23 protein-coding genes are annotated in these 25,754 nt (G+C 62.0%); 18 read left to right on the top strand and 5 right to left on the bottom strand.

Features of this window, described 5'->3' with window-relative positions:
* Positions 1-8: 8 nt before the first annotated feature.
* On the bottom strand, positions 9-671 hold the full coding sequence (locus NL123_RS11195; RefSeq protein ID WP_494357779.1) for a C39 family peptidase: 663 nt from the start codon (positions 669-671) through the stop codon (positions 9-11).
* Between the two features lie 188 nt (positions 672-859).
* Here NL123_RS11195 and NL123_RS11190 point away from each other — a divergent pair, with 188 nt between their 5' ends.
* A complete protein-coding gene (locus tag NL123_RS11190) occupies positions 860-1,021 on the top strand; it encodes a hypothetical protein (protein ID WP_248482492.1) in 162 nt (53 codons plus the stop codon).
* On the opposite strand, the gene NL123_RS11185 is transcribed toward NL123_RS11190, so the two are convergent.
* A complete protein-coding gene (locus NL123_RS11185) occupies positions 1,018-1,428 on the bottom strand; it encodes a PA0061/PA0062 family lipoprotein (RefSeq protein ID WP_494357778.1) in 411 nt (136 codons plus the stop codon). The two genes, NL123_RS11190 and NL123_RS11185, sit on opposite strands and share 4 nt — an antisense overlap.
* A 198-nt stretch (positions 1,429-1,626) precedes the next feature.
* Here NL123_RS11185 and NL123_RS11180 point away from each other — a divergent pair, with 198 nt between their 5' ends.
* From NL123_RS11180 to NL123_RS11165, 4 genes are all read left to right on the top strand, one after another.
* On the top strand, positions 1,627-4,848 hold the full coding sequence (locus NL123_RS11180; protein WP_494357777.1) for an efflux RND transporter permease subunit: 3,222 nt from the start codon (positions 1,627-1,629) through the stop codon (positions 4,846-4,848).
* The gene (locus tag NL123_RS11175; RefSeq protein ID WP_494357776.1) at positions 4,838-6,007 is read left to right on the top strand and encodes an efflux RND transporter periplasmic adaptor subunit; all 1,170 of its coding nucleotides are present in this window, start codon (positions 4,838-4,840) and stop codon (positions 6,005-6,007) included. Before NL123_RS11180 ends, NL123_RS11175 begins: the two co-directional genes overlap by 11 nt.
* Positions 5,991-7,409 (top strand): efflux transporter outer membrane subunit, encoded by a 1,419-nt coding sequence (locus tag NL123_RS11170; protein WP_248482497.1) that lies wholly within the window; start codon positions 5,991-5,993, stop codon positions 7,407-7,409. Before NL123_RS11175 ends, NL123_RS11170 begins: the two co-directional genes overlap by 17 nt.
* A 374-nt stretch (positions 7,410-7,783) precedes the next feature.
* The gene (locus NL123_RS11165) at positions 7,784-8,242 is read left to right on the top strand and encodes an REP-associated tyrosine transposase (RefSeq protein WP_248482498.1); all 459 of its coding nucleotides are present in this window, start codon (positions 7,784-7,786) and stop codon (positions 8,240-8,242) included.
* 106 nt (positions 8,243-8,348) lie between these two features.
* Here NL123_RS11165 and NL123_RS11160 read toward each other — a convergent pair whose 3' ends face one another.
* Both NL123_RS11160 and NL123_RS11155 read right to left on the bottom strand, forming a co-directional pair.
* Positions 8,349-9,632, bottom strand: coding sequence for a Zn-dependent hydrolase (locus NL123_RS11160; RefSeq protein ID WP_248482500.1), 1,284 nt, complete (start codon positions 9,630-9,632; stop codon positions 8,349-8,351).
* Positions 9,633-9,659: 27 nt separating this feature from the next.
* Positions 9,660-11,141, bottom strand: a complete 1,482-nt coding sequence (locus tag NL123_RS11155; RefSeq protein ID WP_248482502.1) for an NCS1 family nucleobase:cation symporter-1 — start codon at positions 11,139-11,141, stop codon at positions 9,660-9,662.
* A gap of 590 nt (positions 11,142-11,731) precedes the next feature.
* Here NL123_RS11155 and hydA point away from each other — a divergent pair.
* The 3 genes from hydA (at position 11,732) to preA (ending at position 15,974) form a co-directional block, all read left to right on the top strand.
* Complete coding sequence (gene hydA, locus NL123_RS11150) at positions 11,732-13,171, top strand: dihydropyrimidinase (protein ID WP_494357775.1); 1,440 nt, start codon at positions 11,732-11,734, stop codon at positions 13,169-13,171.
* Between the two features lie 161 nt (positions 13,172-13,332).
* Positions 13,333-14,700 carry an NAD(P)-dependent oxidoreductase gene (locus tag NL123_RS11145; RefSeq protein ID WP_494357774.1) on the top strand — a complete coding sequence of 456 codons (1,368 nt, stop codon included), beginning with the start codon at positions 13,333-13,335 and terminating at the stop codon, positions 14,698-14,700.
* Entirely contained in the window at positions 14,700-15,974 is a 1,275-nt protein-coding gene (gene preA, locus NL123_RS11140; RefSeq protein ID WP_494357773.1) for an NAD-dependent dihydropyrimidine dehydrogenase subunit PreA, read from the top strand. Before NL123_RS11145 ends, preA begins: the two co-directional genes overlap by 1 nt.
* Before the next feature lie 162 nt (positions 15,975-16,136).
* On the opposite strand, the gene NL123_RS11135 is transcribed toward preA, so the two are convergent.
* Complete coding sequence (locus tag NL123_RS11135; RefSeq protein WP_025854871.1) at positions 16,137-16,757, bottom strand: TetR/AcrR family transcriptional regulator; 621 nt, start codon at positions 16,755-16,757, stop codon at positions 16,137-16,139.
* 143 nt (positions 16,758-16,900) lie between these two features.
* Here NL123_RS11135 and NL123_RS11130 point away from each other — a divergent pair, with 143 nt between their 5' ends.
* From NL123_RS11130 to NL123_RS11085, 10 genes are all read left to right on the top strand, one after another.
* Entirely contained in the window at positions 16,901-17,344 is a 444-nt protein-coding gene (locus tag NL123_RS11130; protein ID WP_494357772.1) for a GNAT family N-acetyltransferase, read from the top strand.
* 18 nt (positions 17,345-17,362) lie between these two features.
* Positions 17,363-17,728 (top strand): copper homeostasis periplasmic binding protein CopC, encoded by a 366-nt coding sequence (gene copC, locus NL123_RS11125; protein ID WP_058426824.1) that lies wholly within the window; start codon positions 17,363-17,365, stop codon positions 17,726-17,728.
* Positions 17,729-17,731: 3 nt separating this feature from the next.
* Positions 17,732-18,589 (top strand): copper homeostasis membrane protein CopD, encoded by an 858-nt coding sequence (gene copD, locus NL123_RS11120; RefSeq protein WP_248482512.1) that lies wholly within the window; start codon positions 17,732-17,734, stop codon positions 18,587-18,589.
* A 170-nt stretch (positions 18,590-18,759) separates the two neighbouring features.
* Positions 18,760-20,022, top strand: coding sequence for an OprD family porin (locus NL123_RS11115; protein ID WP_494357771.1), 1,263 nt, complete (start codon positions 18,760-18,762; stop codon positions 20,020-20,022).
* Between the two features lie 205 nt (positions 20,023-20,227).
* Positions 20,228-21,052 carry an NAD-dependent epimerase/dehydratase family protein gene (locus NL123_RS11110; RefSeq protein ID WP_494357770.1) on the top strand — a complete coding sequence of 275 codons (825 nt, stop codon included), beginning with the start codon at positions 20,228-20,230 and terminating at the stop codon, positions 21,050-21,052.
* Between the two features lie 3 nt (positions 21,053-21,055).
* Entirely contained in the window at positions 21,056-21,931 is an 876-nt protein-coding gene (locus NL123_RS11105; RefSeq protein ID WP_494357769.1) for an SMP-30/gluconolactonase/LRE family protein, read from the top strand.
* Positions 21,932-21,982: 51 nt separating this feature from the next.
* Entirely contained in the window at positions 21,983-22,945 is a 963-nt protein-coding gene (locus tag NL123_RS11100) for a TRAP transporter substrate-binding protein (RefSeq protein WP_071493518.1), read from the top strand.
* A gap of 64 nt (positions 22,946-23,009) precedes the next feature.
* Positions 23,010-23,537 carry a TRAP transporter small permease gene (locus tag NL123_RS11095; protein WP_248482520.1) on the top strand — a complete coding sequence of 176 codons (528 nt, stop codon included), beginning with the start codon at positions 23,010-23,012 and terminating at the stop codon, positions 23,535-23,537.
* A 1-nt stretch (position 23,538) separates the two neighbouring features.
* Positions 23,539-24,819, top strand: a complete 1,281-nt coding sequence (locus tag NL123_RS11090; protein WP_058426831.1) for a TRAP transporter large permease — start codon at positions 23,539-23,541, stop codon at positions 24,817-24,819.
* On the top strand, positions 24,819-25,715 hold the full coding sequence (locus NL123_RS11085) for an aldose 1-epimerase (RefSeq protein ID WP_494357768.1): 897 nt from the start codon (positions 24,819-24,821) through the stop codon (positions 25,713-25,715). The genes NL123_RS11090 and NL123_RS11085 overlap by 1 nt, the downstream gene beginning before the upstream one ends.
* Positions 25,716-25,754 lie beyond the last annotated feature (39 nt).

Below are 25,754 nucleotides of genomic sequence, written 5' to 3'. Positions count from 1 at the left end.
GCCGTTTTTTATTTGCGCTCCGCCAACACCTTCAGCGCCTGGGCCGCCGCCCGCTCCTGCCCGGCCTGGGCCGTCGCGTTAGCCGCATCCCGCCAGCGCTGCGCGTCGACATTGGCTGGCAACTGGCTCGGGCGCTGGGTGAGGATTGCCCAGTTTCCGGCACTTTTCCATTTTGACTCGAAGTCGCCGAAGCTCATCAACAGGCGCCGGTCCATGCCTGAGCGCAGCAACACCGTGCTTTTCTGCTGATTGAACCCCACCACTACCACGTAGTGCGCGTCAGACCACAGCCCGCCGCCAATCCGTGCCATCACCGGATAACCCGCCGCCACCTGCGCCAGCACCGCCGTCAACTTTGCATCGAGCGGGTACACCATCAGCCCGTACTCACGCGCCAGCACCTGCATGTTGCGTTCAAGGTCCGCTTCGCCACCCGGCAAATGCAACGGCTTATCCAGCAACCCCGGTGTCATCACAATGCCTTGCTGCGACAGCATGCTGGCTAAAGACGTAGGACCGCTCTGATAAGCCTCGCTACGAAAGGTCGGCACGCCATTGAGTTCGACACGCTCCGGCAGGCCCGCCAGCCTCGACGGCGTGGAGGAACAGGCCGCGAGGCCCACGGCACAAGCAAGCAACAAGGATGTTTTCAGGTTCGACCGTAACCGCAATTTTCTACTCTCTTGATCGACTGCCATTAAGGGCCCTGATCATAGCCCAATCGCGTTTATGCAGGGGCCTTGGATATAGCAAAGAAGTTGGTTGGACTCGACCATTGGTCAATAGCAGGCAACCGCCCGGTAGCTAGACTGTCTATTGAAAAGACTGTGTGTGCCCGTAGGGGCGAAAGGAGGCCCGAATGAGCCTTGCAACGACGATTTTACTGCTGATCTGCGGTTGGCTGGCGGTAGCCGGCGCCATGTTGTGGGGGGTGTTGCGTATTACCCGCCGGCACCATCACCCCCACGCCAAACCCGTTGCACCCGCCAAGCCTCACAAGGCCGCGGTGCATCACGCCTAGCCTGGCATGCAATTGAAGTCCTGCGTCGCCGCGACTTCCTTGCCGTGGCCATCCATCAAGGAGGCGCGCACGGTGGTGCCCAGGCTGGATTCCACCAGGGTGTAGTGCTCACCCGCTCTGAAATGCTTGTACTCGACACGTCCCTGGCAGTCCTGCTGGTTGTCGTCGCCGGGTTCTTCCTCGAACAGCGTCACATCCAGGCGATGATCCCCCGGCGGCACTTCAAAAAAGCGTCCGTCATCCACGCGCTTGCCATCTACCCGCTCGGCCATCAGGTCATTCGGCGCTTCTTCTTTCAGACCAATCCACGCTTCGCTCGGGTCAGCCTTGGGGATCGGGCCGGCGCATGCCGACAACAACAGCGCAGCACCGAGGGCAGGAATCAACAATAAAGGTTTGAGTGACATGGCAGGGCTCCAAAACAGGACAAGGCGTCCAATGGGTTGCAAGCTTGAGGAGCAGCCCTTTGTAGAACAAATGAATACATATGAAACGATCTTCAGCCCTTACCTAAATGTTCCTTCACCTGGCTGAAAGGTGCGTGTTAGGTGGGTCGCGTGAGACTGCCGGGGTTTGCAATCCTGCTCCTTTCGGAGGTTTCACGCATGCTCGGGCTGGTAAAGACCGCACTGCAAAAGCCATACACCTTTATCGTGTTGGCCATCTTCATCTGCATCATCGGGCCGATGGCGGCCCTGCGTACCCCCACTGATGTTTTCCCGGATATCGGCATCCCCGTGGTCGCCGTGGTCTGGCAGTACAACGGCCTGTCGCCGGACGCCATGGCCGGTCGGGTGATCTACACCTACGAACGCTCCCTGAGCACCACCGTCAACGACATCGAACATATCGAATCGCAATCCTTGCCCGGCATGGGCATCGTCAAGATCTTCTTCCAGCCCGGCGTGGATATCCGCACCGCCAATGCCCAAGTGACGGCGGTTTCACAAACCGTGCTCAAGCAAATGCCACCCGGCATCACGCCACCGCTGATCCTCAACTACAGCGCCTCCACGGTGCCGATCCTGCAAATGGCGTTCTCCAGCCCCAGCCTCTCGGAAGCCAGGATCCGCGACCTGGTGCAGAACAACATTCGCTTGCCCCTCAGCGCCCTGCCCGGCCTGGCCATGCCGACGCCGATGGGTGGCAAGCAACGCCAGATCACCCTCGACCTCGACCCGCAAGCGCTAGCTGCCAAAGGCCTGTCGGCGCAGGACGTGGGTAACGCCCTGGCACTGCAAAACCAGATCATCCCGGTGGGCACCGCCAAACTCGGCCCCAACGAATACACGATCCTGCTCAACAACAGCCCCAAGGCCATCGACGAACTCAACGACCTGCCGATCAAGACCGTCGACGGCGCGCTGATCACTATTGGCCAGGTGGCCCACGTGCGTGACGGTTCGCCACCGCAGACCAACATCGTGCGCGTCGACGGCCACCGCGCCGTGCTGATGCCGGCGCTGAAAAACGGCAGCATTTCCACCCTGTCGATCATCGACGGCATCCGCCAGATGCTGCCGCGCATCAACGAAACCCTGCCGCCGTCACTGAAGACCTCGCTGCTCGGCGACGCTTCGGTGTTCGTCAAGCAATCGGTAGGCAGCGTGGCCCAGGAGGGCATCATTGCCGCACTGCTCACCAGTGCGATGATCCTGCTGTTCCTCGGCAGCTGGCGTTCGACGCTGATCATCGCCGCGTCGATTCCCCTGGCCGTGCTCTCGGCCATCGCGTTGCTGGCGGCCAGCGGGCAAACCCTCAACGTGATGACCCTGGGTGGGCTGGCGCTGGCGGTGGGCATCCTGGTGGACGACGCCACGGTGACCATCGAAAACATCAACTGGCACCTGGAACAAGGCAAGGCGGTGAAGACCGCGATCCTCGACGGCGCCGCGCAGATCGTCGGCCCGGCGTTCGTCTCGCTGCTGTGTATCTGCATCGTGTTCGTGCCGATGTTCTTGCTACAAGGTATCGCTGGCTACCTGTTCCGGCCGATGGCCCTGGCGGTGATCTTTGCCATGGCCAGTTCGTTCATCCTCTCGCGCACGCTGGTGCCGACCCTGGCGATGTTCCTGCTCAAGCCGCACACGCCGGAGCCAGGCGCCGGGCATCACCCGGAAGATGAATTCATCAACCACCACGAGGGTGAACAGCACCCGAAACCGCGCAATCGCGTGTTGCAATCGGTGCTGAATTTCCAGCAGGGCTTCGAGCGTCACTTCTCGAATATTCGCGACACCTACCACGGCTTGCTGACCTTGGCGCTGGGCAATCGCAAACGTTTTATCGTCGGCTTCCTGGCCTGTGTACTGGCGTCGTTCCTGCTGCTGCCGAGCCTGGGCCAGGATTTTTTCCCGGCCACCGACGCCGGCGCCCTGGCCCTGCATGTGCGCTTGCCACTGGGCACGCGTATCGAAGAAAGCGCCGCGGCCTTCGACCGTATCGAAGCGCGGATTCGCGAAATCATCCCCGCCGAAGAACTGGACACCATCGTCGACAACATCGGCATTCCGCTCAGCGGCATCGACATGGCCTACAGCAGCAGCGGCACCATCGGTCCGCAGGATGGCGATATCCAGGTCACCCTGAAAAAAGACCATGCCCCCACCGCCAACTACGTGAAAAAACTGCGTGAAGCCTTGCCGGAAAGCTTTCCCGGCAGCCACTTCGCCTTCCTGCCGGCGGACATCAGCAGCCAGATCCTCAACTTCGGCGCCCCCGCCCCGCTGGACGTGAAAATCTCCGGGCGCAACGACGAAGAGAACCGCGCCTATGCGGTAGAACTGGAGCGCCGCCTGCAGCATGTCCCCGGCATCGCCGACCTGCGTATCCAGCAGTCCACCGGTTACCCGTCGCTGCAGGTGAATGTCGACCGCCTGCGTGCCAATGGCCTGGGCATCACCGAGCGTGACGTGACCAACAGCATGGTGGCGTCCCTCGCCGGCAGTTCCCAGGTGGCGCCGACGTTCTGGCTCAACCCGGCCAACGGCGTGTCCTATTCCATCGTCGCGGCCACCCCGCAGTACCGCCTCGACAGCCTGCCCTCGCTGGAAGCCCTGCCGGTGACCGGTGCCGACGGCCAGTCGCAGATCCTCGGCGGTGTAGCCACCATCTCCCGCGTGCAGAGCCCGGCGGTGGTCACCCACTACAACATCGAGCCGACCCTGGACCTGTACGCCAACGTACAAGGCCGCGACCTCGGCGGCGTGGCCCGCGACGTGCAGAAAGTGCTGGATGACACCGCCTCCATGCGTCCCAAAGGCGCGGTGATCAGCCTGCATGGGCAGATCGATGCGTTGCATGAGGCGTTCAGCGGCCTGAGCTTTGGCCTGCTCGGTGCGGTGGTGCTGATCTACCTGCTGATCGTGGTCAACTTCCAGTCGTGGGTCGACCCGTTCGTGATCATCACCGCCTTGCCGGCGGCGCTGGCGGGGATCGTGTGGATGCTGTTCCTCAGCGGCACGTCCTTGTCGGTGCCGGCACTGACCGGCGCGATCCTGTGCATGGGCGTCGCCACGGCCAACTCGATCCTGGTGGTGAGCTTCTGCCGCGAACGCCTGGCCGAACATGGTGATGCGCTCAAGGCAGCGCTGGAAGCCGGCTACACGCGCTTCCGTCCGGTGTGCATGACCGCCCTGGCGATGATCATCGGCATGTTGCCCCTGGCAATGTCCGAGGAGCAGAACGCCCCGCTTGGCCGTGCGGTGATCGGGGGGTTGATCCTCGCCACCACCGCCACCCTGTTGTTTGTTCCCGTGGTCTTCAGCCTGGTCCACGGTCGTCATCCTACCCGCGCAGTTGCTGGAGAAAGCCCACATGTCGTCTGATCACAAACCCTCGCGCAAGCGTCTGATGCTCATGGGTGTCGGCGGCCTGACCCTGGCCGCCCTGTTGGTCGCCAACGGCCTGCACGCCCGCACTTTGCACGAACAGTCGGTCACCGCCTGGACCGAGACCGCCGCCATCCCGCAGGTGATGGTGTTCCAACCGCAGCAGAACGCGGCCGGCGATACCCTGCGCCTGCCCGCACACTTGGAAGCCTGGAGCAAGGCGCCGATCCATGCCCGGGTCAGCGGCTACCTCAAGGACTGGAAAGCCGACATCGGCACCCAGGTCAAGGCTGGCCAGGTCCTCGCCGAGATCGACAGCCCGGACCTCGACCAGCAACTGGCACAGACCCACGCACGCCTGGTGCAGGAACAGGCCAACGCACGCCTGGCCGCCACCACCGCCACGCGCTGGCAGAACCTGCTGGCCAGCCACTCGGTGTCGCGCCAGGAGGCCGATGAAAAAACTTCCAATGCCGCCGCCGCCAAAGCCAACGCCGAGGCCGCCGCGGCCGACTACGCCAGGCTGACCGCACTGGAAAGCTACAAGACGATTCGCGCGCCGTTCGCCGGCACCATCACCGCACGTAACACCGATATCGGCCAGTTGATCAAGGCCGACACCGACAGCGACCCGGAACTGTTCAACATCGCCGACACCCACCAACTGCGCCTGTATGTACCGGTGCCGCAGAACTACGCGGCGGTCATCCACCCTGGCCTGGAAGCCGAGCTGACGGTACCCGAGCATCCCGGCGAGCACTTCAAGGCGCGGCTGATCGGCGACTCCACCGCCATCGACCGCCGTTCCGGCACCCTGCTCGCGCAGTTCGTGGCCGACAACCCCAACGGCGAGTTGCTGCCCGGTGACTATGCCGAAGCGACCCTGCCGATCCCGGCGGACACCCATGGCGTGAGCATCCCGGCCAGCGCGTTGATCTTCCGCGCCCAGGGCACCCAAGTGGCGGTGCTGGACGCGCAGAATCACGTGCACTTGCAGGACATCCATATCGGCCTCGACCTCGGTGAACGCCTGGTCATCGACCAAGGCCTGAAACCCGCCGACCGTGTGGTCGACAACCCGCCCGACGCCCTGCGCGAAGGCGACCCGGTGCAACTGGCCGACGCCGCTGGAGGTTCGCATGCGCCCAAGGCTTAAGCCCCTCGCTGCACTGATGCTGCTGGCTCTACAGGGTTGCTCGATGGCGCCCACCTACAAGGTGCCGCCGATTGACCTGCCTGCGAACTACCGCGAGCAGACCAGCGACGGCCCCTGGCACAGCGCGCAACCGTCCGATCAACTGGCACCCGAATGGTGGCAGCTCTACCACGATTCACGCCTGAATGACCTGCAACAGCAACTGCTCAAGGCCAACCCGGACCTGGCGGCGGCACTGGCACACTTCGATGCGTCCCAGGCGTATGCCAGCCAATTGCATGCCGGCCTGTTCCCGCAGATCACCGCCAGCGCACAGCCGTTGCGCCAACGCCAATCGGACTCGCGGCCACTGCGGGGGACCACACAACCGTCGGTGTACAACAGCAATACGGCGGGTTTCTCGCTGAGTTACGACCTGGACCTGTGGGGCAAAATTCGCAACCAGGTGGCGGCGGGTGACGCCCAGGCGCAAGCGTCGGGGGATGACCTGGCGGTGGCGCGCCTGAGCTTGCAGCATCAACTGGCGAGCCTGTATGTGCAGCTCAATGGGCTGGATGCACAGGCGCGGATCCTCAACAGTTCGCTGGATGATTTCAGCCAGGCGCTGCAACTGACCCGCAGCCGGTACGAGGGCCAGATTGCTTCAGAGCTGGACCTGACGCGAGCACAGAACCAACTCGCCGAAGCCAAGGCGCAGCTGGATGAAGTCCGCGGGCAACGCAACCTGACCGAGCATGCCATCGGTGAACTGGTGGGCGTGGCGGCCAGCGATTTCTCCCTGCCGCCGAGCCCGCAATTGATTGCACTGCCGGGCATCCCATCGCAGCTGCCAAGCCATCTCCTGCAACGTCGACCGGACATTGCAGCGGCGGAACGGCGGGTGTTTGCGGCCAATGCGAACATAGGTGTAGCAAAGGCCGCGTGGTACCCGGATTTCAGCCTGACCGGGTTGATTGGCGGGCAGACGCAAGGCGTCGGCAACCTGCTGTCCGCCGGCAATCGCTATTGGGCGCTGGGGCCGCTGGTGAATCTGCCGATCTTTGACGGAGGCCGCCTGAGCGCCAACGAGCGCCAGGCCAAAGCCGAATTCGAAGAGGCATCGGCGCACTACCGCAGCCAGGTGCTGAAGGCCGTGCGCGAGGTGGAAGATAACCTGGGGCAACTGCGGGATTTGCAGCAGGAAGCGCAGGATGAACAGGCGGCGGCGGATGCGGCAGAGCATACACAAGCCTTGGCGATGAACAGCTATCAGGCCGGGGCCGTGAGTTATCTGGATGTGGTGACCGCGCAGACGGCGGCGCTGCAGGCGCAAAGGACGTTGCAGGCGGTGCAGACGCGGCAGTTGCAGGCGAGTGTGGGGTTGGTGACGGCGCTTGGCGGTGGCTGGCAGCCGGGCGCCTGATACGGTGGGTCAGTCACATAACTGTCAACTGAACTACCGCAATCGGGGGCAAGCCCCCTCCCACACTTGTCCTGTGCCAGACACACAATGTATGAACGCCGCAGAACCAATGTGGGAGGGGGCTTGCCCCCTTCCACCCTGCTCCTGTGCCAGACACACAATGTATGAACGCCGCAGAACCAATGTGGGAGGGGGCTTGCCCCCTTCCACCCTGCTTCTGTGCCAGACACACAATGTATGAACGCCGCAGAACCAATGTGGGAGGGGGCTTGCCCCCGATGGCGTTCTTCCAGACACATCCTGCCAAAAGCCAGCCCGTCAGCCTTTTACACACCGATCTAGCCTCTCTGAACACACCTTGAGAGGGCCAGGGAATGGCAGATTTACCCGCTTCACATCGGCTGCGCATCGGACGCTTCAGCGAACCCAACCGCATCTACCTGATCACCACCAACACCCACGAACGCCTACCGATATTCAGCGACTTCCACCTCGGTCGACTGGTGGTCTGGCAGTTTCGCCTGGCTCAGTACCGAGGGCTCGCAAACTCCCTGGCGTGGGTGATCATGCCTGACCACTTTCATTGGCTTATTGAGTTGAAAAAAGGCTCGTTGGCGGACCTGATGCGGCAGGTAAAATCCAAGAGCACGCGGTCCGTCAACGGCCTAAGCGGACGCAAGGGAAGACTCTGGCAGGAAAGCTTCCATGACCGGGCACTGCGCAAGGAAGATGATCTAGTGAAGATGGCGAGGTATGTAGTGGCCAATCCATTGAGAGCAGGCCTGGTGAAAAAGATCGGCGACTACCCATTGTGGGATGCCATCTGGATCTAACATCACACACTGTTCAAATGTGGGAGGGGGCTTGCCCCCGATAACAGGGTGACTGACCCACCGCTATCGGGGGCAAGCCCCCTCCCACATTTTTTTCTACCGTATTTCAGGCGGCTAACTTGCCGCTGGCGATTGCGGCGGAAGCTGCCACCATTGCGCGTAATAGAACCGCACACCCAGCAGCCAGGTCATCCGGCGCGGCATTCTCGATTTCGTTATGGCTGATGCCCCCTTCACACGGCACGAAGATCATTCCCGCCGGGCCAAGTTCGGCGACGAAAATTGCGTCGTGCCCTGCCCCACTGACGATGTCCATGTTCGACAAGCCCAGGCCATTCGCCGCATTGCGCACCGCGTCTACGCAGCCCTGATCGAAATACAGCGGCGGGAAGTCAGCGGTGGGCTCCATCTCGAAACTCAGCCCATGCTTGGTGCAGGTGTCCTCAATGACCTTGCGCACCTCACTGATCATCGAGTCCAGGCGGGCCGGCTCCAGGTGACGAAAATCCAGGGTCATGCGCACTTCACCGGGAATGACGTTGCGCGATCCCGGATAAGCCTGCAGGCAACCCACCGTGCCACATGCATGAGGTTGGTGCCCCAATGCAGCTGCGTTCACCGCCGCCACCACCGCTGCCGCGCCCACCAGAGCATCCTTGCGCAGGTGCATCGGCGTCGGCCCCGCATGCGCTTCAACCCCCCGCAGTTTCAGGTCGAACCACTTCTGCCCCAAAGCGCCGAGCACCACACCAATCGTCTTCTTCTCATCCTCAAGGATCGGCCCTTGTTCGATATGCGCTTCGAAATACGCACCTACCTTATGCCCGCTCACGGGCCGCGAGCCCGCATAGCCAATCGCATTCAGCGCATCGCCCACGCTGACGCCATCCACATCGACCTTGGCCAAGGTATCGGCCAGGGTGAATTTCTCGGCAAACACCCCCGAGCCCATCATGCATGGCGGAAAACGCGAGCCTTCTTCATTGGTCCACACCACCACCTCCAACGGTGCCTCGGTCTCCAGCTTGAGATCATTGAGCGTACGCAGCACTTCCACTCCCGCCAGCACACCAAAACAGCCATCGAACTTGCCGCCGGTGGGCTGGGTGTCGATATGGCTGCCGGTCATCACCGGCGGCAGGTTGGGGTTGCGTCCGGGGCGGCGGGCGAAGATGTTGCCGATGCCGTCGATGGTCACGGTGCAACCGGCGTCTTCGCACCACTGCACGAACAGGTCGCGGGCCTTGCGATCCAGATCAGTGAGGGCCAGGCGACACACACCACCCTTGGGCGTGGCGCCGAGCCTGGCCAGGTCCATCAGCGATTGCCACAGGCGGTCGCGGTTGATGTGCTGATCGGTGGATTGCAGAACGTCCAGGGCAGCGTTCATGGGGATCTCCTCAGGCTACATTTCTTCTTATGGATTGACGGTGACCGGCGTGGCCCCGCGCTTGGCATTCAGGCCGTAATACAACAACCCACCCAGCGCCGAACCGGTAAACCAGCCATAGCTGTAGAACCAGCTGAACGCATCGCTGCCCAACGACAGCAAGGTCAGCACCACCGGCACGCCGAACGCGATGAAACCGCTCCAGTTCCATGCCGGGTACAGGTCATCGCGATACAGGCCGGCCAGGTCGAGTTGCTGTTTGCGCGTGATGAAATAGTCCACCACCATGATCCCGGCGATCGGCCCCAACAGGCTGGAATAGCCGAGCAACCAGTTGGAGTAGACGGTCTCCAGGCTCACATCGGAAACAATCAGGCCGAGTTTTTTCAGCAGCTCATGGGCCATCAACGCCAGCCCGACCAGGCCGGTGAGGATCACCGCCGTGGTGCGGTTGATCAGCTTGGGCGCGATGTTCTGGAAGTCGTTGGTGGGCGAGACAATGTTCGCCGCGGTGTTGGTGGACAAGGTGGCGACGATGATCAGCGCCATGGCCACGGCCACCCACACCGGGCTCTGGATATGCCCGATCAGGGTCACCGGGTCGGACACGCTGACGCCCACCAGTTTCACCGAAGCGGCGGTCATGATCACGCCGAGGGCGGCGAACAGGAACATGGTCAGCGGCAGGCCGAAAATCTGCCCGAGGATCTGGTCCTTCTGGCTTTTGGCGTAGCGGCTGAAGTCAGGAATGTTCAGTGACAAGGTAGCCCAGAACCCCACCATCGCGGTGAGCCCGGCCATGAAGTAACCGGTGAGGCTCGCACCCTCGGGACGCTTGGGCGGGATCGCCATCAATTCGCTGATCGACACGTTGGGCATCGCCCACACCAGCAGGCCGATCCCCACCGCGACCAGCAACGGTGCCGACAGGGTTTCCAGGCGCTTGATCGACTCGGCGCCACGCAGCACCACCCACAGGTTCAGGCACCAGAAAATCATGAAGCCGATCACCTCGCCGGTGCCGCCAAGGGACTTCCACCCCTCGAAGATCGAGCCCAGGAACAGGTGGATCGCCAACCCGCCAAACATCGTCTGGATACCGAACCATCCGCACGCCACCAGCGCCCGAATCAGACACGGCACGTTCGAGCCAAGGATGCCGAATGACGAGCGCAGCAACACCGGAAACGGTATGCCGTACTTGGTGCCCGGAAAGGCGTTGAGTGTCAGCGGGATCAGCACCACGATGTTCGCGAGCAGGATCGCCATCAGCGCTTCCCCCACCGATAACCCGAAATACGCGGTGAGCACCCCGCCCAGCGTGTAGGTGGGCACGCAGATCGACATACCGACCCACAGCGCGGTGATGTGCCACTTGTTCCAGGTGCGTTCGTGCACCTTGGTCGGTGCCATGTCGTGGTTGTAGCGAGGGCTGTCGAGGACGTCGGGGCCGGCGTCGAGTTCGTACAGGCCGTTGCGTTCAATGACTTGCGATCTGTTCTGTTGCATGGCCGCTCCACGGTTTTTTCGAATTATTGTTGCGCGCCTGCAGTTGAGTGCAGGCGGCCGGAGTACCTCGTAAACAACATGACATCACGGGCCCGGCCAGCCGCCTCTGCACTCAATAACCGTGCCGACAACCGTTACCGCACCCGCACCGCTTATATAACATGCTGATGTTTATCAGCTTTCCGATTGCGCCTTCGGTACTTGCCGCGTTACTCAGGCTAAATAATGCGGAAGTTGCCCGAACCATCAGGACTCAATCTGGTGCAACACAATTATTTTTATTTCCCCTGCCCGTCAAGAGGCATGTCTCAAGCGTCTGATTTGCAATAAGAAATGTTGCTCAATTTAAGAACCTGTCAAGTGCGTCAAAATGGTGAGAGGTCGCTACATTTTGGTGATTATTGATTTTTATCCTTATAAATCAATAGATTGAAAACAATATAAGCTTATAAAAAATCTTCTTGCCCAATCGAAAAACTCGGGCTAGTTTCTATTCCTGTCACCGATGACAGGAATTAACCGACCATCGGCAAGCAGCACTACAACACTTAGAACTGGCACAAGCCGGTCAAGCCTGTGAGGAACTCGACATGTCGCTGTTGATCCGTGGCGCCACCGTTATTACCCATGATGAAAGTTACCGCGCCGATGTGTTGTGCGCAGACGGTCTAATCCGGGCTATTGGTACGAACCTGGATATTCCCGCCGGCACTGAACTACTCGATGGCAGCGGCCAATACTTGATGCCCGGCGGCATCGACCCCCATACCCATATGCAACTGCCCTTCATGGGCACCGTGGCCAGTGAAGACTTTTTCAGTGGTACGGCGGCGGGCCTGGCGGGGGGCACCACGTCGATCATCGATTTCGTGATTCCCAACCCGCAGCAATCCTTGCTGGAGGCGTTTCACCAGTGGCGCGGCTGGGCGGAAAAGTCGGCCTCTGACTATGGCTTCCACGTGGCGATCACCTGGTGGAGCGAGCAGGTTCGCGAGGAAATGGCCGAGCTGGTCAGCCACCACGGCATCAACAGCTTCAAGCACTTCATGGCCTACAAGAACGCGATCATGGCGGCGGACGACACCCTGGTCGCCAGCTTCGAGCGCTGCCTGGAGCTGGGCGCAGTGCCCACCGTGCATGCGGAAAACGGCGAGCTGGTGTATCACCTGCAACGCAAGCTGATGGCCCAGGGCATCACCGGGCCGGAAGCGCACCCGCTGTCGCGTCCGTCGCAGGTGGAAGGCGAAGCGGCCAGCCGCGCGATCCGCATCGCCGAGACCCTCGGCACGCCGTTGTACCTGGTGCACGTCTCCACCAAAGAAGCGCTGGACGAGATCACCTACGCCCGTGCCAAAGGCCAACCGGTCTACGGTGAAGTCCTCGCCGGCCACCTGTTGCTGGATGACAGCGTCTACCAACACCCCGACTGGCAGACCGCCGCCGGCTACGTGATGAGCCCGCCGTTCCGCCCACGCGGGCACCAGGATGCACTGTGGCACGGCCTGCAATCGGGCAACCTGCACACCACCGCTACCGACCACTGCTGCTTCTGCGCCGAGCAAAAAGCCGCCGGGCGTGACGACTTCAGCAAGATCCCCAACGGCACCGCCGGTATCGAAGACCGCATGGCGCTGTTGTGGGACGAAGGCGTCAACACCGGGCGTCTGTCGATGCAGGAGTTCGTGGCGCTGACCTCCACCAACACCGCGAAGATCTTCAACCTCTACCCGCGCAAAGGTGCGATCCGTGTCGGCGCGGATGCCGACCTGGTGTTGTGGGACCCACAGGGCACGCGGACCATTTCGGCCAAGACCCATCACCAGCAGGTCGACTTCAACATCTTCGAAGGCAAGACCGTACGCGGCGTGCCCAGCCACACCATCAGCCAGGGCAAGCTGGTCTGGGCCGATGGCGACCTGCGCGCCGAGCGCGGGGCCGGACGGTATGTGGAGCGGCCGGCGTATCCGCCAGTGTTCGAGCAGTTGAGCAGGCGGGCTGAGCATTCCAGGCCAGTAGCTGTGAAGCGCTGAGACCGCTATCGGGGGCAAGCCCCCTCCCACATTGACCCCATTCCAACAGGATCAACGCGGTCAAGTGTGGGAGGGCGCTTGCTCCCGATGAGGCCAGTGCAAGCAACAAAAAAACCACTGCCCATCAGAGGCAGCACCTCAATAACCGTGAGGCCAACACCGTGATCCAGACCCTGACCCACCTCCCCCATCCCGTTGAAGATGGAGCGACCCTCGCCAGCCATTTCACCGACCTGGCCCCCCCCCTCAACGCTCGCCAGGCCCAACTGGAAGCCTCGCGCTGCCTGTATTGCTACGACGCGCCCTGCGTGAACGCGTGCCCCAGCGAAATCGATATCCCGTCGTTCATCCGCAACATCCACACCGAAAACGTGCAAGGCGCGGCGCAGAAGATTCTCTCGGCCAACATCCTCGGCGGCAGCTGCGCGCGAGTGTGCCCCACCGAAATCCTGTGCCAGCAAGCCTGCGTGCGTAACAACGCCGAAGAATGCGCTCCGGTGCTGATCGGCCTGTTGCAACGCTACGCCATCGACAACGCGCACTTCAGCGAACACCCCTTCCATCGCGCCGCGCCTACCGGCAAGCGGATTGCCGTGGTCGGTGCCGGGCCTGCCGGACTGGCCTGCGCCCATCGCAGTGCGTTGCACGGCCATGATGTGGTGATCTTCGAAGCCCGGGAAAAAGCTGGTGGCCTCAATGAGTACGGGATCGCCAAATACAAATTGGTGGACGACTTTGCGCAGAAGGAGCTGGATTTCCTCTTGCAGATCGGCGGCATCGAGATCCGCCACGGCCAGCGCCTGGGGGACAACCGCACGTTGAGCGAACTACACCAGCAATTCGATGCAGTGTTCCTCGGCCTCGGCCTTGCCGCGAGCAAACAACTCGGTTTGGCGAATGAAGACGCCCCCGGCCTGCTCGCCGCCACCGACTACATCCGCGAACTGCGCCAGGCCGACGACCTCACCCAACTGCCCCTGGCCGACCGCTGCATCGTGCTCGGCGCGGGCAATACCGCCATCGACATGGCCGTGCAAATGGCCCGCCTCGGCGCCCGCGATGTGAACCTCGTATACCGCCGAGGCCTGGCAGACATGGGCGCCACCCACCACGAACAGGACATCGCCAAGGCCAACCAGGTGCGCCTGCTGACCTGGGCCCAGCCCGAAGCCGTGCTGCTGGATGACCTGGGTCATGTACGCGGCATGCGCTTCCTGCGCACGCACATGGAAAACGGCCGCCTGCACCCTACCGGTGAAACCTTCGAACTGGCCGCAGACGCGATCTTCAAGGCCATCGGCCAGGGTTTCGACAACGAGGCGCTGCACGACCCGCTGGCCGAGCAACTGCACCGCGTCGGCGAACGCATTTTCGTCGACGAGCAGCTGCGTACCAGTGTTCCCGGGGTGTACGCCGGTGGCGATTGCGTCAGCCTCGGCCAGGACCTCACCGTGCAGGCGGTGCAACACGGCAAGCTGGCCGCTGAAGCCATGCACGCCCAACTCATGCTGACTGTGGAGGCTGCGTAATGACCGATCTCTCGATTGTGTTCGCCGGTATCAAGGCCCCCAACCCATTCTGGCTGGCCTCCGCGCCGCCCACCGACAAGGCCTACAACGTGGTCCGTGCCTTTGAAGCCGGCTGGGGTGGCGTGGTGTGGAAAACCCTCGGCGAGGACCCGGCGGCGGTCAACGTGTCGTCCCGCTACTCGGCGCACTACGGCGCCAACCGGGAAGTACTGGGCATCAACAATATCGAGTTGATCACCGACCGCTCCCTGGAGATCAACCTACGGGAAATCACCCAGGTGAAAAAGGACTGGCCCGACCGTGCGCTGATCGTGTCGCTGATGGTGCCGTGCGTCGAGGAATCCTGGAAAAACATCCTGCCGCTGGTTGAAGCCACCGGCTGCGACGGTATCGAGCTGAACTTCGGCTGCCCCCACGGCATGCCCGAACGCGGCATGGGCGCGGCGGTGGGCCAGGTACCGGAGTACGTGGAGCAAGTGACGCGCTGGTGCAAGACGTACTGCTCGCTGCCGGTGATCGTCAAGCTCACGCCGAACGTCACCGACATCCGCGTGGCAGCGCGAGCGGCGTACCGTGGCGGTGCGGATGCGGTGTCGCTGATCAACACCATCAACTCCATCACCAGCGTGGACCTGGAGCGCATGGTTGCCCTGCCGATAGTCGGCACCCAGAGCACCCACGGCGGCTACTGCGGTTCGGCGGTGAAGCCGATTGCGCTGAACATGGTCGCCGAGATCGCCCGCGACCCACAGACCCAGGGCCTGCCGATCTGCGGCATTGGCGGCATCGGCAACTGGCGCGATGCGGCGGAGTTCGTCGCCCTGGGCTGCGGCGCGGTGCAGGTGTGCACGGCGGCGATGCTGCATGGGTTTCGGATTGTGGAAGAGATGAAGGACGGACTGTCGCGCTGGATGGACAGCCAAGGCTACAAAAGCTTGCAGGAATTTTCCGGACGGGCGGTGGGTAATACGACGGATTGGAAGTACCTGGATATCAACTACCAGGTGATCGCCAAGATCGATCAGGCAGCCTGCATTGGCTGCGGGCGTTGCCACATTGCCTGTGAGGATACGTCGCACCAGGCCATTGCCAGTCTGAAACAGGCGGATGGTACGCATAAATATGAGGTGATCGATGATGAGTGCGTGGGCTGCAACCTGTGCCAGATCACGTGCCCGGTGGCCGAATGCATCGAGATGGTGCCGATAGATACCGGCAAGCCGTTTTTGAATTGGACGCAGGATCCGCGGAACCCCTATCGGGAGGCTGTGTAGGCAAACCTGTGGTGAGCGGGCTTGCCCCGCGCTGGGCTGCGAAGCGGCCCCAAATCAGGCACTGAGTTCTGTCTGAAGGACCGAGGTGTTTTTATTGGGGCTGCTTCGCAGCCCAGCGCGGGGCAAGCCCGCTCACCACAACAACCAGCGTCACCATAAGGCTCAAGGCTCCAACCCAATCCCCCGCAAGATCACACTGGTCACCGTCTGGATCGCCTTCTCGAACTGCATATCCGACAACGGCTGGTGATCATTCAAAATCTTCACCTGGTGATCAAAGTCCGCATAGTGCTGGGTCGAGGCCCAGATCATATACAGCAGGCTCGACGGCTCCACCGGCAGGATGCGCTTGTCCTCCACCCACTGGCGAATCTTCGCTTCCTTCATCTTGGCCCAGTCGTACAGGCTTTCATCCAGCGCCTCACCCAGGGTCGGCGCGCCGTGGATGATTTCGTTGGCCCAGACTTTCGAACCGTACGGCCGCGTGCGCGAGCGCTGCATCTTGGCGCGGATGTAGCTGCTGAGCACCACCCGGGGGTCATCGAAGGTTTCAAAGCTCAGGGCGTCCTGCTTCCACACTTCCAGCAGGTCGAACAGCACCGCGCTGTACAGCTCGCTCTTGGTGGTGAAGTAGTAATGCAGGTTGGAGCGCGGCAGTTGCACTTCTTCAGCGATATCGGCCATGGCGGTGCTGCCATAGCCTTTTTCGGCGAAGATTTTCTCCGCGGCCAGCAGGATTTTTTCGACGTTGACCCGACGAATTCCGATCTTGTGATTGCCCATAAGGGCTCCCTGACAACAACTTGGCTTAAAGACTACCATCGGCTCTAGATCGGGGCGACAGGCCATAGTGAAACTTCTGACGCGAACCTTTCCCCCGGAAATCGGATTGGTTAGGATCGCGGTCCCCATGAAGGATCATTGCAATGACTATTCGACCTCGTGTGGCCACCGACGACCCCGTGCTGGGAGCACTGTGGGAACGCTCGGTGCGCGCCACCCATGACTTCCTCCCCGAGGATGACATTCAACGTTTGCTGCCCCTGGTACGCGACACCTACCTGCCGATGCCTGCCCTGGAAGTGTGGGTGTATGAAGATCAACAAGGCATCGCCGGTTTTATCGGTACCGGCGGGAACAATGTGGAGATGCTGTTTATCGACCCCGAGCGTCGTGGCCAGGGCATCGGCCGCCAGTTGCTGGACCACGTCCGTGCCCGTCACGACACGCTCACCGTCGATGTAAACGAACAAAACCCACAAGCCGTGGGGTTCTACCTGCACTATGGTTTTATCCAGGTCGCGCGCTCGCCGCTGGATGGCGAAGGCAAGCCCTTTCCCTTGCTGCACATGGCTCTACCGACTCCCTGACCCCGAAGGTATTGAACAATGTTGATCAAGAAAAGCCTCACCACCCTCGCCCTGCTCGCCTCCTTGCTCGGCGCCTCGGCAGCGTTTGCCCACGCCCACCTCAAGGCTGCGGAGCCAGCGGCCGACAGCAGCGTCGCAGCGCCCAAGGACCTGCGCCTGACCTTCAGCGAAGGCGTCGAAGCCACCTTCACCAAGGTGTCGCTGAGCAAGGACGGCACCGAAATCGCGATCAAGGGCCTGGAAACACCGGACGCCGACAAGAAAGTGCTGGTGGTCACCCCGGCCGCCCCGTTGGCCGCCGGCACCTACAAAGTGGTGTGGAACGCGGTGTCGGTCGACACCCACAAGAGCAACGGCGAATACAGCTTCAAGGTCGGCCAGTAACCCATGGCAACCCTGCTGGTGCTGTGCCGTTTCCTGCATTTCAGCGTCGTGTTGTTGATGTTCGGGGCCTGCGCATTCAGGCCCTGGCTGCTCGGCGCTGCACCGCAACCGGCACTGGACCGGCAACTTGAGCGGATCACCCGTGGACTGGCCTGGCTGGGGCTGGGGTCCGGCGTCGCCTGGCTGTTACTGATCACCGCGAGCATGGCCGGCAGTTGGGACGCGGCGCTGCAGCCGGCCACGGTGCAGCTGGTGCTGGGCAAGACCTTCTTCGGCCAGGTGTGGGTGTGGCACCTGTTGCTGAACCTGCTGCTGGTGATCGTGTTGGCCAAACCCTGGCCGATGGTGCGCCTGCCAGTGATCGCGCTGCTGCTGGCGACACTGGCACCGGTCGGCCATGGCGCCATGCTGGACGGGCTCAGCGGCAGATTGCTGATCCTCAATCAGGTGGTGCACCTGGTGTGTGTCGGTGCCTGGCTCGGCGGCTTGCTGCTGTTGGTGTTGATCCAGCGCCAATCCCCGCCTGTTGCGCTGGAGCCAATCCTGCGACGCTTCAGCGGTGTGGGTTATGGCCTGGTCGCCGGCTTGCTGGTGACTGGCTTGATCAACGTGCGCGTACTCACCGGGCAACTGTGGCCCACGCCGTTATTCAACGGCTTTGCCCTGATCCTGTTGATCAAGGTGCTGCTGGTGCTGGGCATGTTGGCCCTGGCGCTGCTGAACCGGCTGCGTATCGAGCGCTGTGAAGAACGCTTGGGCAGCCTGAAGGCCAGTGTGAAGCTGGAGTGGGTGCTGGGGATTGCCGCCGTCGCCGCCGTTTCCCTCCTGGGCACCTTGCCGCCGATGCTGATGGTTGACTGAAACACACCGTCATCGGGGGCAAGCCCCCTCCCACATTGAACCTCCACACCGAGCAGGTCATCGTATAACTTCTACTTGACAGCGCCTGAAAACCTCGCAAATATCGCACCCAATGTTGTACGACAACGTATAACAAATAATAAAAACAACAAAAGAAAGGGAGCTTCACTGTGAGTTCACTCGCGCGCAATTCCTCCGTCCGCCTGGGTTTTATCGGTCTCGGCAGCCTGGCCTTCACCCTTCCCCTCAACGCCCAAGCCGAAGGCTTCGTCGACGATGCTAAAGCGACGCTCAACCTGCGCAACGCTTACTTCAACCGCAACTTCACCAACCCGAGCAACCCTCAGGGCAAGGCCGAAGAGTGGACGCAGAACTTCATCCTCGATGCCAAGTCCGGCTACACCACAGGCACGGTGGGCTTCGGCATTGATGTGCTGGGCCTGTATTCGCAAAAGCTCGACGGCGGTAAAGGCACTGGCGGTACGCAGTTGCTGCCGATCCACAGCGATGGCCGCCCGGCCGATAACTTCGGGCGCCTGGGTGTGGCGCTGAAAACCAAATTATCGAAGACTGAACTGAAAGTCGGCGAATGGATGCCGGTGCTGCCGATCCTGCGCTCCGACGATGGCCGTTCCCTGCCCCAGACCTTCCGTGGCGGCCAGGTCACCTCCAATGAGATCGCCGGCCTGACCCTCTACGGCGGCCAGTTTCGCGGCAACAGCCCGCGCAACGACGCGAGCATGGAAGACATGTTCATGAACGGCAAAGCCGCGTTCACCTCCGACCGTTTCAATTTCGGTGGCGGCGAATACACCTTCAACGACAAGCGCACCCAGGTCGGTGTGTGGTACGCCGAACTCACCGACATCTACCAGCAACGGTATTTCAACCTGACCCACAGCCAACCCGTGGGCGACTGGACCCTGGGCGCCAACCTTGGCTTTTTCACCGGCAAGGAAGACGGCAGCGCGCTGGCTGGCGACCTCGACAACAAGACCGCCTTCGCCCTCCTCTCGGCCAAGTACAACGGCAACACCTTCTATGTGGGCCTGCAGAAACTCACCGGCGACAGCGTGTGGATGCGGGTCAACGGCACCAGCGGCGGCACCCTGGCCAACGACAGCTACAACGCCAGCTACGACAACGCCAAGGAGAAATCCTGGCAGGTGCGCCATGACTTCAACTTCGTGGTGCTCGGCATTCCCGGGCTGACCCTGATGAACCGCTACATCAGCGGCAGCAACGTGCACACCGGGGCGATCACCGATGGCAAGGAATGGGGGCGCGAATCGGAGTTGGCCTACACGGTGCAGAGTGGCGCGCTGAAGGATTTGAACGTGCGCTGGCGCAACTCAACCATGCGTCGGGATTTCAGCAATAACGAGTTCGACGAGAACCGCCTGTTCATCAGCTACCCGATTTCACTGCTCTAAAGGTGACAGAAGCAGTGCGACGATTCGCACTTGCCCCCCGTGGCGGCGGACCAGAGGCATATCTGCTGCCTGACACACTGCCATCGGGGGCAAGCCCCCTCCCACATTTGAGCAATGCCAGCCTGAAGAGCGTTGACAAGCCGGGGAATCAATAACGATACTTCGGCAAAGTCATACGACAACCTACAACAACAATGGAACCTACATGACCACCCTCACCACCCCGCCCGTTCCATTCAACCGCCTGCTGCTCACCGGTGCCGCCGGCGGCCTCGGCAAAGTCCTGCGCGAACGCCTGCGTCCCTACGCCCACGTGCTGCGCCTGTCGGATATCGCCAACATGGCGCCGGCTGCCGACGCGTCCGAAGAAGTGCAGACCTGCGACCTCTCCGACAAGCAAGCCGTGCACCACCTGGTGGAAGGCGTCGACGCCATCCTGCATTTCGGCGGCGTATCGGTTGAGCGTTCGTTCGAAGAAGTGCTCGGCGCCAATATCTGCGGGATTTTCCATATCTACGAAGCCGCCCGCCGCCACGGCGTGAAGCGTGTGATCTTCGCCAGTTCCAACCACGTGATCGGCTTCTACAAGCAGGGCGAACACCTCGACGCCCACTCGCCGCGCCGCCCGGACAGCTACTACGGCTTGTCCAAGTCCTACGGCGAAGACATGGCCAGTTTCTACTTCGACCGCTATGGCATCCAGACCGTGAGCATCCGCATCGGCTCGTCATTCCCGGAGCCGCAGAACCGCCGCATGATGCACACCTGGCTGAGTTTCGATGACCTGACCCAACTGCTCGAACGCGCCTTGTACACGCCCAACGTCGGCCACACCGTGGTGTATGGCATGTCGGATAACCTCGACACCTGGTGGGACAACCGCTACGCCGCTCACCTGGGCTTTGCGCCCAAGGACAGCTCCGAAGTGTTCCGTGCCCAGGTCGAGGGCCAGCCGCCCGTAGCCGCCGATGACCCGGCCAAGGTCTATCAGGGCGGCGCGTTCTGCGCGGCCGGCCCCTTCGGTGATTGACCCATGAACGCCGAATTGATTGTCGACGCGCGCAATGCCGTGGGTGAATGCCCGGTGTGGGTGCCCGAGGAAAATGCGCTGTACTGGGTAGATATTCCCAACGGCGGCCTGCAACGCTGGAGCGCCGCCACCGGCCATCTCGCCGCCTGGAAAGCCCCGCAGATGCTCGCCTGTATCGCCCGTACCGATGCGGGCAATTGGGTCGCCGGCATGGAAAGCGGCTTTTTCCAGCTTACCCCGTACAACGACGGCAGCCTCGACACCACGCCCTTGGCTGGAGTCGAACACCCCCGTGCCGACATGCGCCTGAACGACGGCCGCTGTGATCGCCAGGGCCGCTTCTGGGCCGGCAGCATGGTGCTGAACATGGGCTTGAATGCGCCCGAGGGCATCCTCTACCGTTACGCTTCCGGCGCCGTGCCCAATGCACAACTGGACGGTTTCATCACCCTCAACGGCCTGGCGTTCAGCCCGGATGGCCGTACGATGTACGCCTCGGACTCACACCCCTTGGTGCAACAGATCTGGGCCTTCGACTACGACATCGACACCGGCACGCCCTCCAACCGCCGCGTCTTCGTGGACATGCACAACTACCTCGGTCGCCCCGACGGCGCGGCGGTAGACGCAGAAGGCTGCTACTGGATCTGCGCCAACGACGCCGGCCTGATCCACCGTTTCACCCCCGACGGCCGCCTCGACCGCTCCCTCACCGTACCGGTAAAAAAGCCCACCATGTGCGCCTTCGGCGGCAGCCGCCTGGACACCCTGTTCGTCACTTCGATCCGTGACGACCAGAGCCCCCAGTCGCTGTCCGGCGGCGTGTTTGCCCTCAACCCCGGCGTTGTCGGATTGCCGGAGCCCACGTTCACCCTCTAGCTGCATCGCTGTGCCTTGAATACAACAATAACAAGACAGGAATGAACCCCCATGGACTTCAAACGCACCTTGCTCGCCGCTGCATGCTTCTCCCTCGCCAGCGCCGCCCACGCCCTGGAAATCAAGTTCGCCGACATCCACCCCGCCGGCTACCCCACCGTCGTCGCCGAAGAAAACATGGGCAAGGCCCTGACCAAGGAAAGCAACGGCGAACTGACCTTCAAGTACTTCCCCGGCGGTGTGCTGGGCTCCGAGAAAGAAGTGGTCGAACAGGCCCAGGTCGGCGCGGTCCAGATGACCCGTGTCAGCCTCGGTATCGTCGGCCCGGTGGTGCCGGACGTGAATGTGTTCAACCTGCCGTTCGTGTTCCGTGACCAGGCGCACATGCGCAAGGTCATCGACGGCGAGATCGGCGATGAGATCCTCGCCAAGATCACCGATTCGGAATTCGGCCTGGTGGCCCTGGCCTGGATGGACGGCGGAACGCGCAACCTCTACACCAAGAAACCGGTGCGCAAGATCGAAGACCTCAAGGGCATGAAGATCCGCGTGCAAGGCAACCCATTGTTCATCGAAGCCTTCAATGAAATGGGGGCCAACGGCATTGCCATGGACACCGGCGAGATCTTCAGCGCCCTGCAGACCGGGGTGATCGACGGTGCAGAAAACAACCCGCCGACCCTGCTCGAACACAACCACTTCCAGAACGCCAAGTACTACACCCTCACCGAACACCTGATCCTGCCCGAGCCCATCGTGATGTCGAAAATCACCTGGAACAAGCTCACTCCCGCCCAGCAGGACATGGTGAAGAAAGCCGCCAAGGCCGCCCAGGCGGATGAACGCGTGCTGTGGGACGCCAAGTCCGCCAGCAGTGAAACCAAGCTCAAGGCCGCCGGCGTGGAGTTCATTACTGTCGACAAAAAGCCCTTCTATGACGCCACCGCGCCGGTTCGCGCCAAATACGGCGCGGCGTACGCCGACATCATCAAGCGTATCGACGCCGTTCAGTAACACCCTCCTTCTCTAGCAAGGCCCGGCGCGGTCGGTATCGACGCGCCCGGTTACGGTGAACGCCATGAAGAATTTACTGCTGCGCATCAACGACCGCCTGTACATGACCTGCATCTGGGTCGCCGGCCTCTCGGTACTGGGGGTCGCGCTGATCATCCCCTGGGGCATCTTCGCCCGCTACGTCCTCGGCACCGGCGCCAGTTGGCCGGAGCCCACCGCCATCCTGCTGATGCTGATCTTCACGTTCATCGGTGCCGCCGCCAGCTACCGCGCCGGCGCGCATATGTCGGTGGCGGTGGTAACCGACCGCCTGCCGCCACGCCAACGCCACATCGCCGCTATCGTCGCGCAACTGCTGATGGCCACCATCTGCCTGTTCATGACCGTGTGGGGCACCAAGTTGTGCCTGTCCACCTGGAACCAGTTCATGAGTGCCATCCCCACACTGCGCGTAGGCATCACCTATATGCCGATCCCGATCGGCGGGCTGCTGACCCTGGTGTTCGTACTGGAAAAACTCCTGCTCGGCGACCAGAGCCAGCGGCGCGTGGTGCGGTTCGACCTGGTGGAAGAAAACGAAGGGGCTGCCTGACATGGATGCATTGATTCTGTTGGGCAGTTTTATCGCCTTGATCCTGCTGGGCATGCCAGTGGCCTATGCCCTGGGAATGTCGGCACTGATCGGCGCGTGGTGGATCGACATCCCGTTCCAGGCCTTGATGATCCAGGTGGCCGGGGGCGTGAACAAGTTTTCGCTGATGGCGATTCCGTTCTTTGTACTGGCCGGGGCGATCATGGCCGAGGGCGGCATGTCACGTCGCCTGGTGGCGTTTGCCGGGGTATTGGTGGGTTTTGTGCGCGGCGGTTTGTCCCTCGTCAACATCATGGCCTCGACGTTTTTCGGCGCCATCTCCGGTTCGTCGGTGGCCGATACCGCCTCGGTCGGCTCGGTGCTGATCCCGGAAATGGAGCGCCGTGGGTATCCACGGGAATTTGCCACCGCCGTGACCGTCAGCGGTTCGGTGCAGGCGTTGCTGACGCCGCCCAGCCATAACTCAGTGCTCTACTCCCTGGCCGCCGGCGGCACGGTGTCCATCGCCTCGCTGTTCATGGCCGGCGTGGTGCCGGGCCTGTTGATGAGCGCCTGCCTGATGGTGCTGTGCCTGATCTTCGCGAAAAAGCGTAACTACCCCAAGGGCGAAGTCATCCCCTTGAAGCAGGCGCTGAAGATCGCCGCAGATGCCCTGTGGGGCCTGATGGCCATGGTGATCATCCTCGGCGGCATCCTCTCGGGCATCTTCACCGCCACCGAATCGGCCGCGATTGCCGTGCTGTGGGCGTTCTTCGTGACCATGTTCATCTACCGCGACTACAAATGGCGCGAGCTGCCCAAGCTGATGCACCGCACGGTGCGCACCATTTCCATCGTGATGATCCTGATCGCCTTCGCCGCCAGCTTCGGCTACATCATGACCCTGATGCAGATCCCGGCGAAGATCACCACGGCGTTCCTGACCCTGTCGGACAACCGCTACGTGATCCTGATGTGCATCAACGTCATGCTGCTGTTGCTCGGCACGGTGATGGACATGGCGCCGCTGATCCTGATCCTCACGCCGATCCTGCTGCCGGTGGTGCTCGGGCTCGGTGTCGACCCGGTGCACTTCGGCATGATCATGCTGGTCAACCTCGGCATCGGCCTGATCACCCCGCCGGTGGGCGCGGTGCTGTTCGTGGGCGCCGCGGTGGGCAAGGTGAGCATTGAAAAAACCGTGAAGGCACTGCTGCCGTTCTATGCGGTGCTGTTCCTGATCCTGATGGCGGTGACCTACATTCCGGCGCTGTCATTGTGGCTGCCGAGCGTGGTGCTGTGATGCTGATCGAACTGGAAGACAACCTGACCCACCTCACCCTGGCCCCGGCCGTGGGTGGCAGCATCGTCAATTGGCGCGTGCGAGCCAGCGGCCAGCCATTGTTGCGCCACAGCGACCAACAGGCCCTGGACACGGGCCTGCCGGGCAAACTCGGCTGTTATCCGCTGGCACCCTGGTCCAACCGGATCGCCGAAGGGGGTTTCGATAACCCCGACGGCTGGCTGGCGCTCACGCCGAACAGCCTGACCGACCCACTGCCCATTCACGGGTCGGCCTGGCAACAAGCGTGGCAGGTGGTCAGCCAGTCGGCGGACGAAGTGGTGCTGCAACTGGTGTGCGACACACCGTTCGCCTATCGCGCTGAGCAGCGGTTTTGCTTGCGCGACGGCGAGCTGAGCATCACGTTGCGGGTGACCCATCTGGCGGACAAACCGGCGTGGCACGGCTTGGGATTGCATCCCTACCTGCCGCGCACAGCGCAAACGCGGTTGCAGGCCAAGGCCTCGCAGGTGTGGATGAGTGCCCCGTCGAAACTGCCCACGGAGCTGGCACCGGTACCCGCCGCCTGGGATTTCCAGACGTTGAAGACCTTGCCGGAAGGCCTGGTGGACAACGGTTTTTGTCAGTGGGATGGACATTGCCTGATCGAGCAACCGGAGCTGGGCTATGCCCTGGAGTGCCAGGCCACCGGCGCCGACTACTTCCTGCTGTACTGCCCGCCGGGGCTGGGGTTCTTTTGCATCGAACCGGTGAGCCATCCGGTGAATGCCCATCACCTGGCGGGGCGGCCGGGCCTGAAACTGCTGGAACACAAGCAGTCGGTACAACTCAATTTCAAGCTGAAATACAGACAACCGGTGGGAGGGGGCTTGCCCCCGATGGCGGTGAATCAGTAATCCATTGGGTGGCTGACACACCGCTATCGGGGGCAAGCC

This window comes from Pseudomonas sp. FBCC-B1565 (genome assembly GCF_059133265.1).
This window is presented reverse-complemented; position numbering and strand designations above follow the sequence as displayed.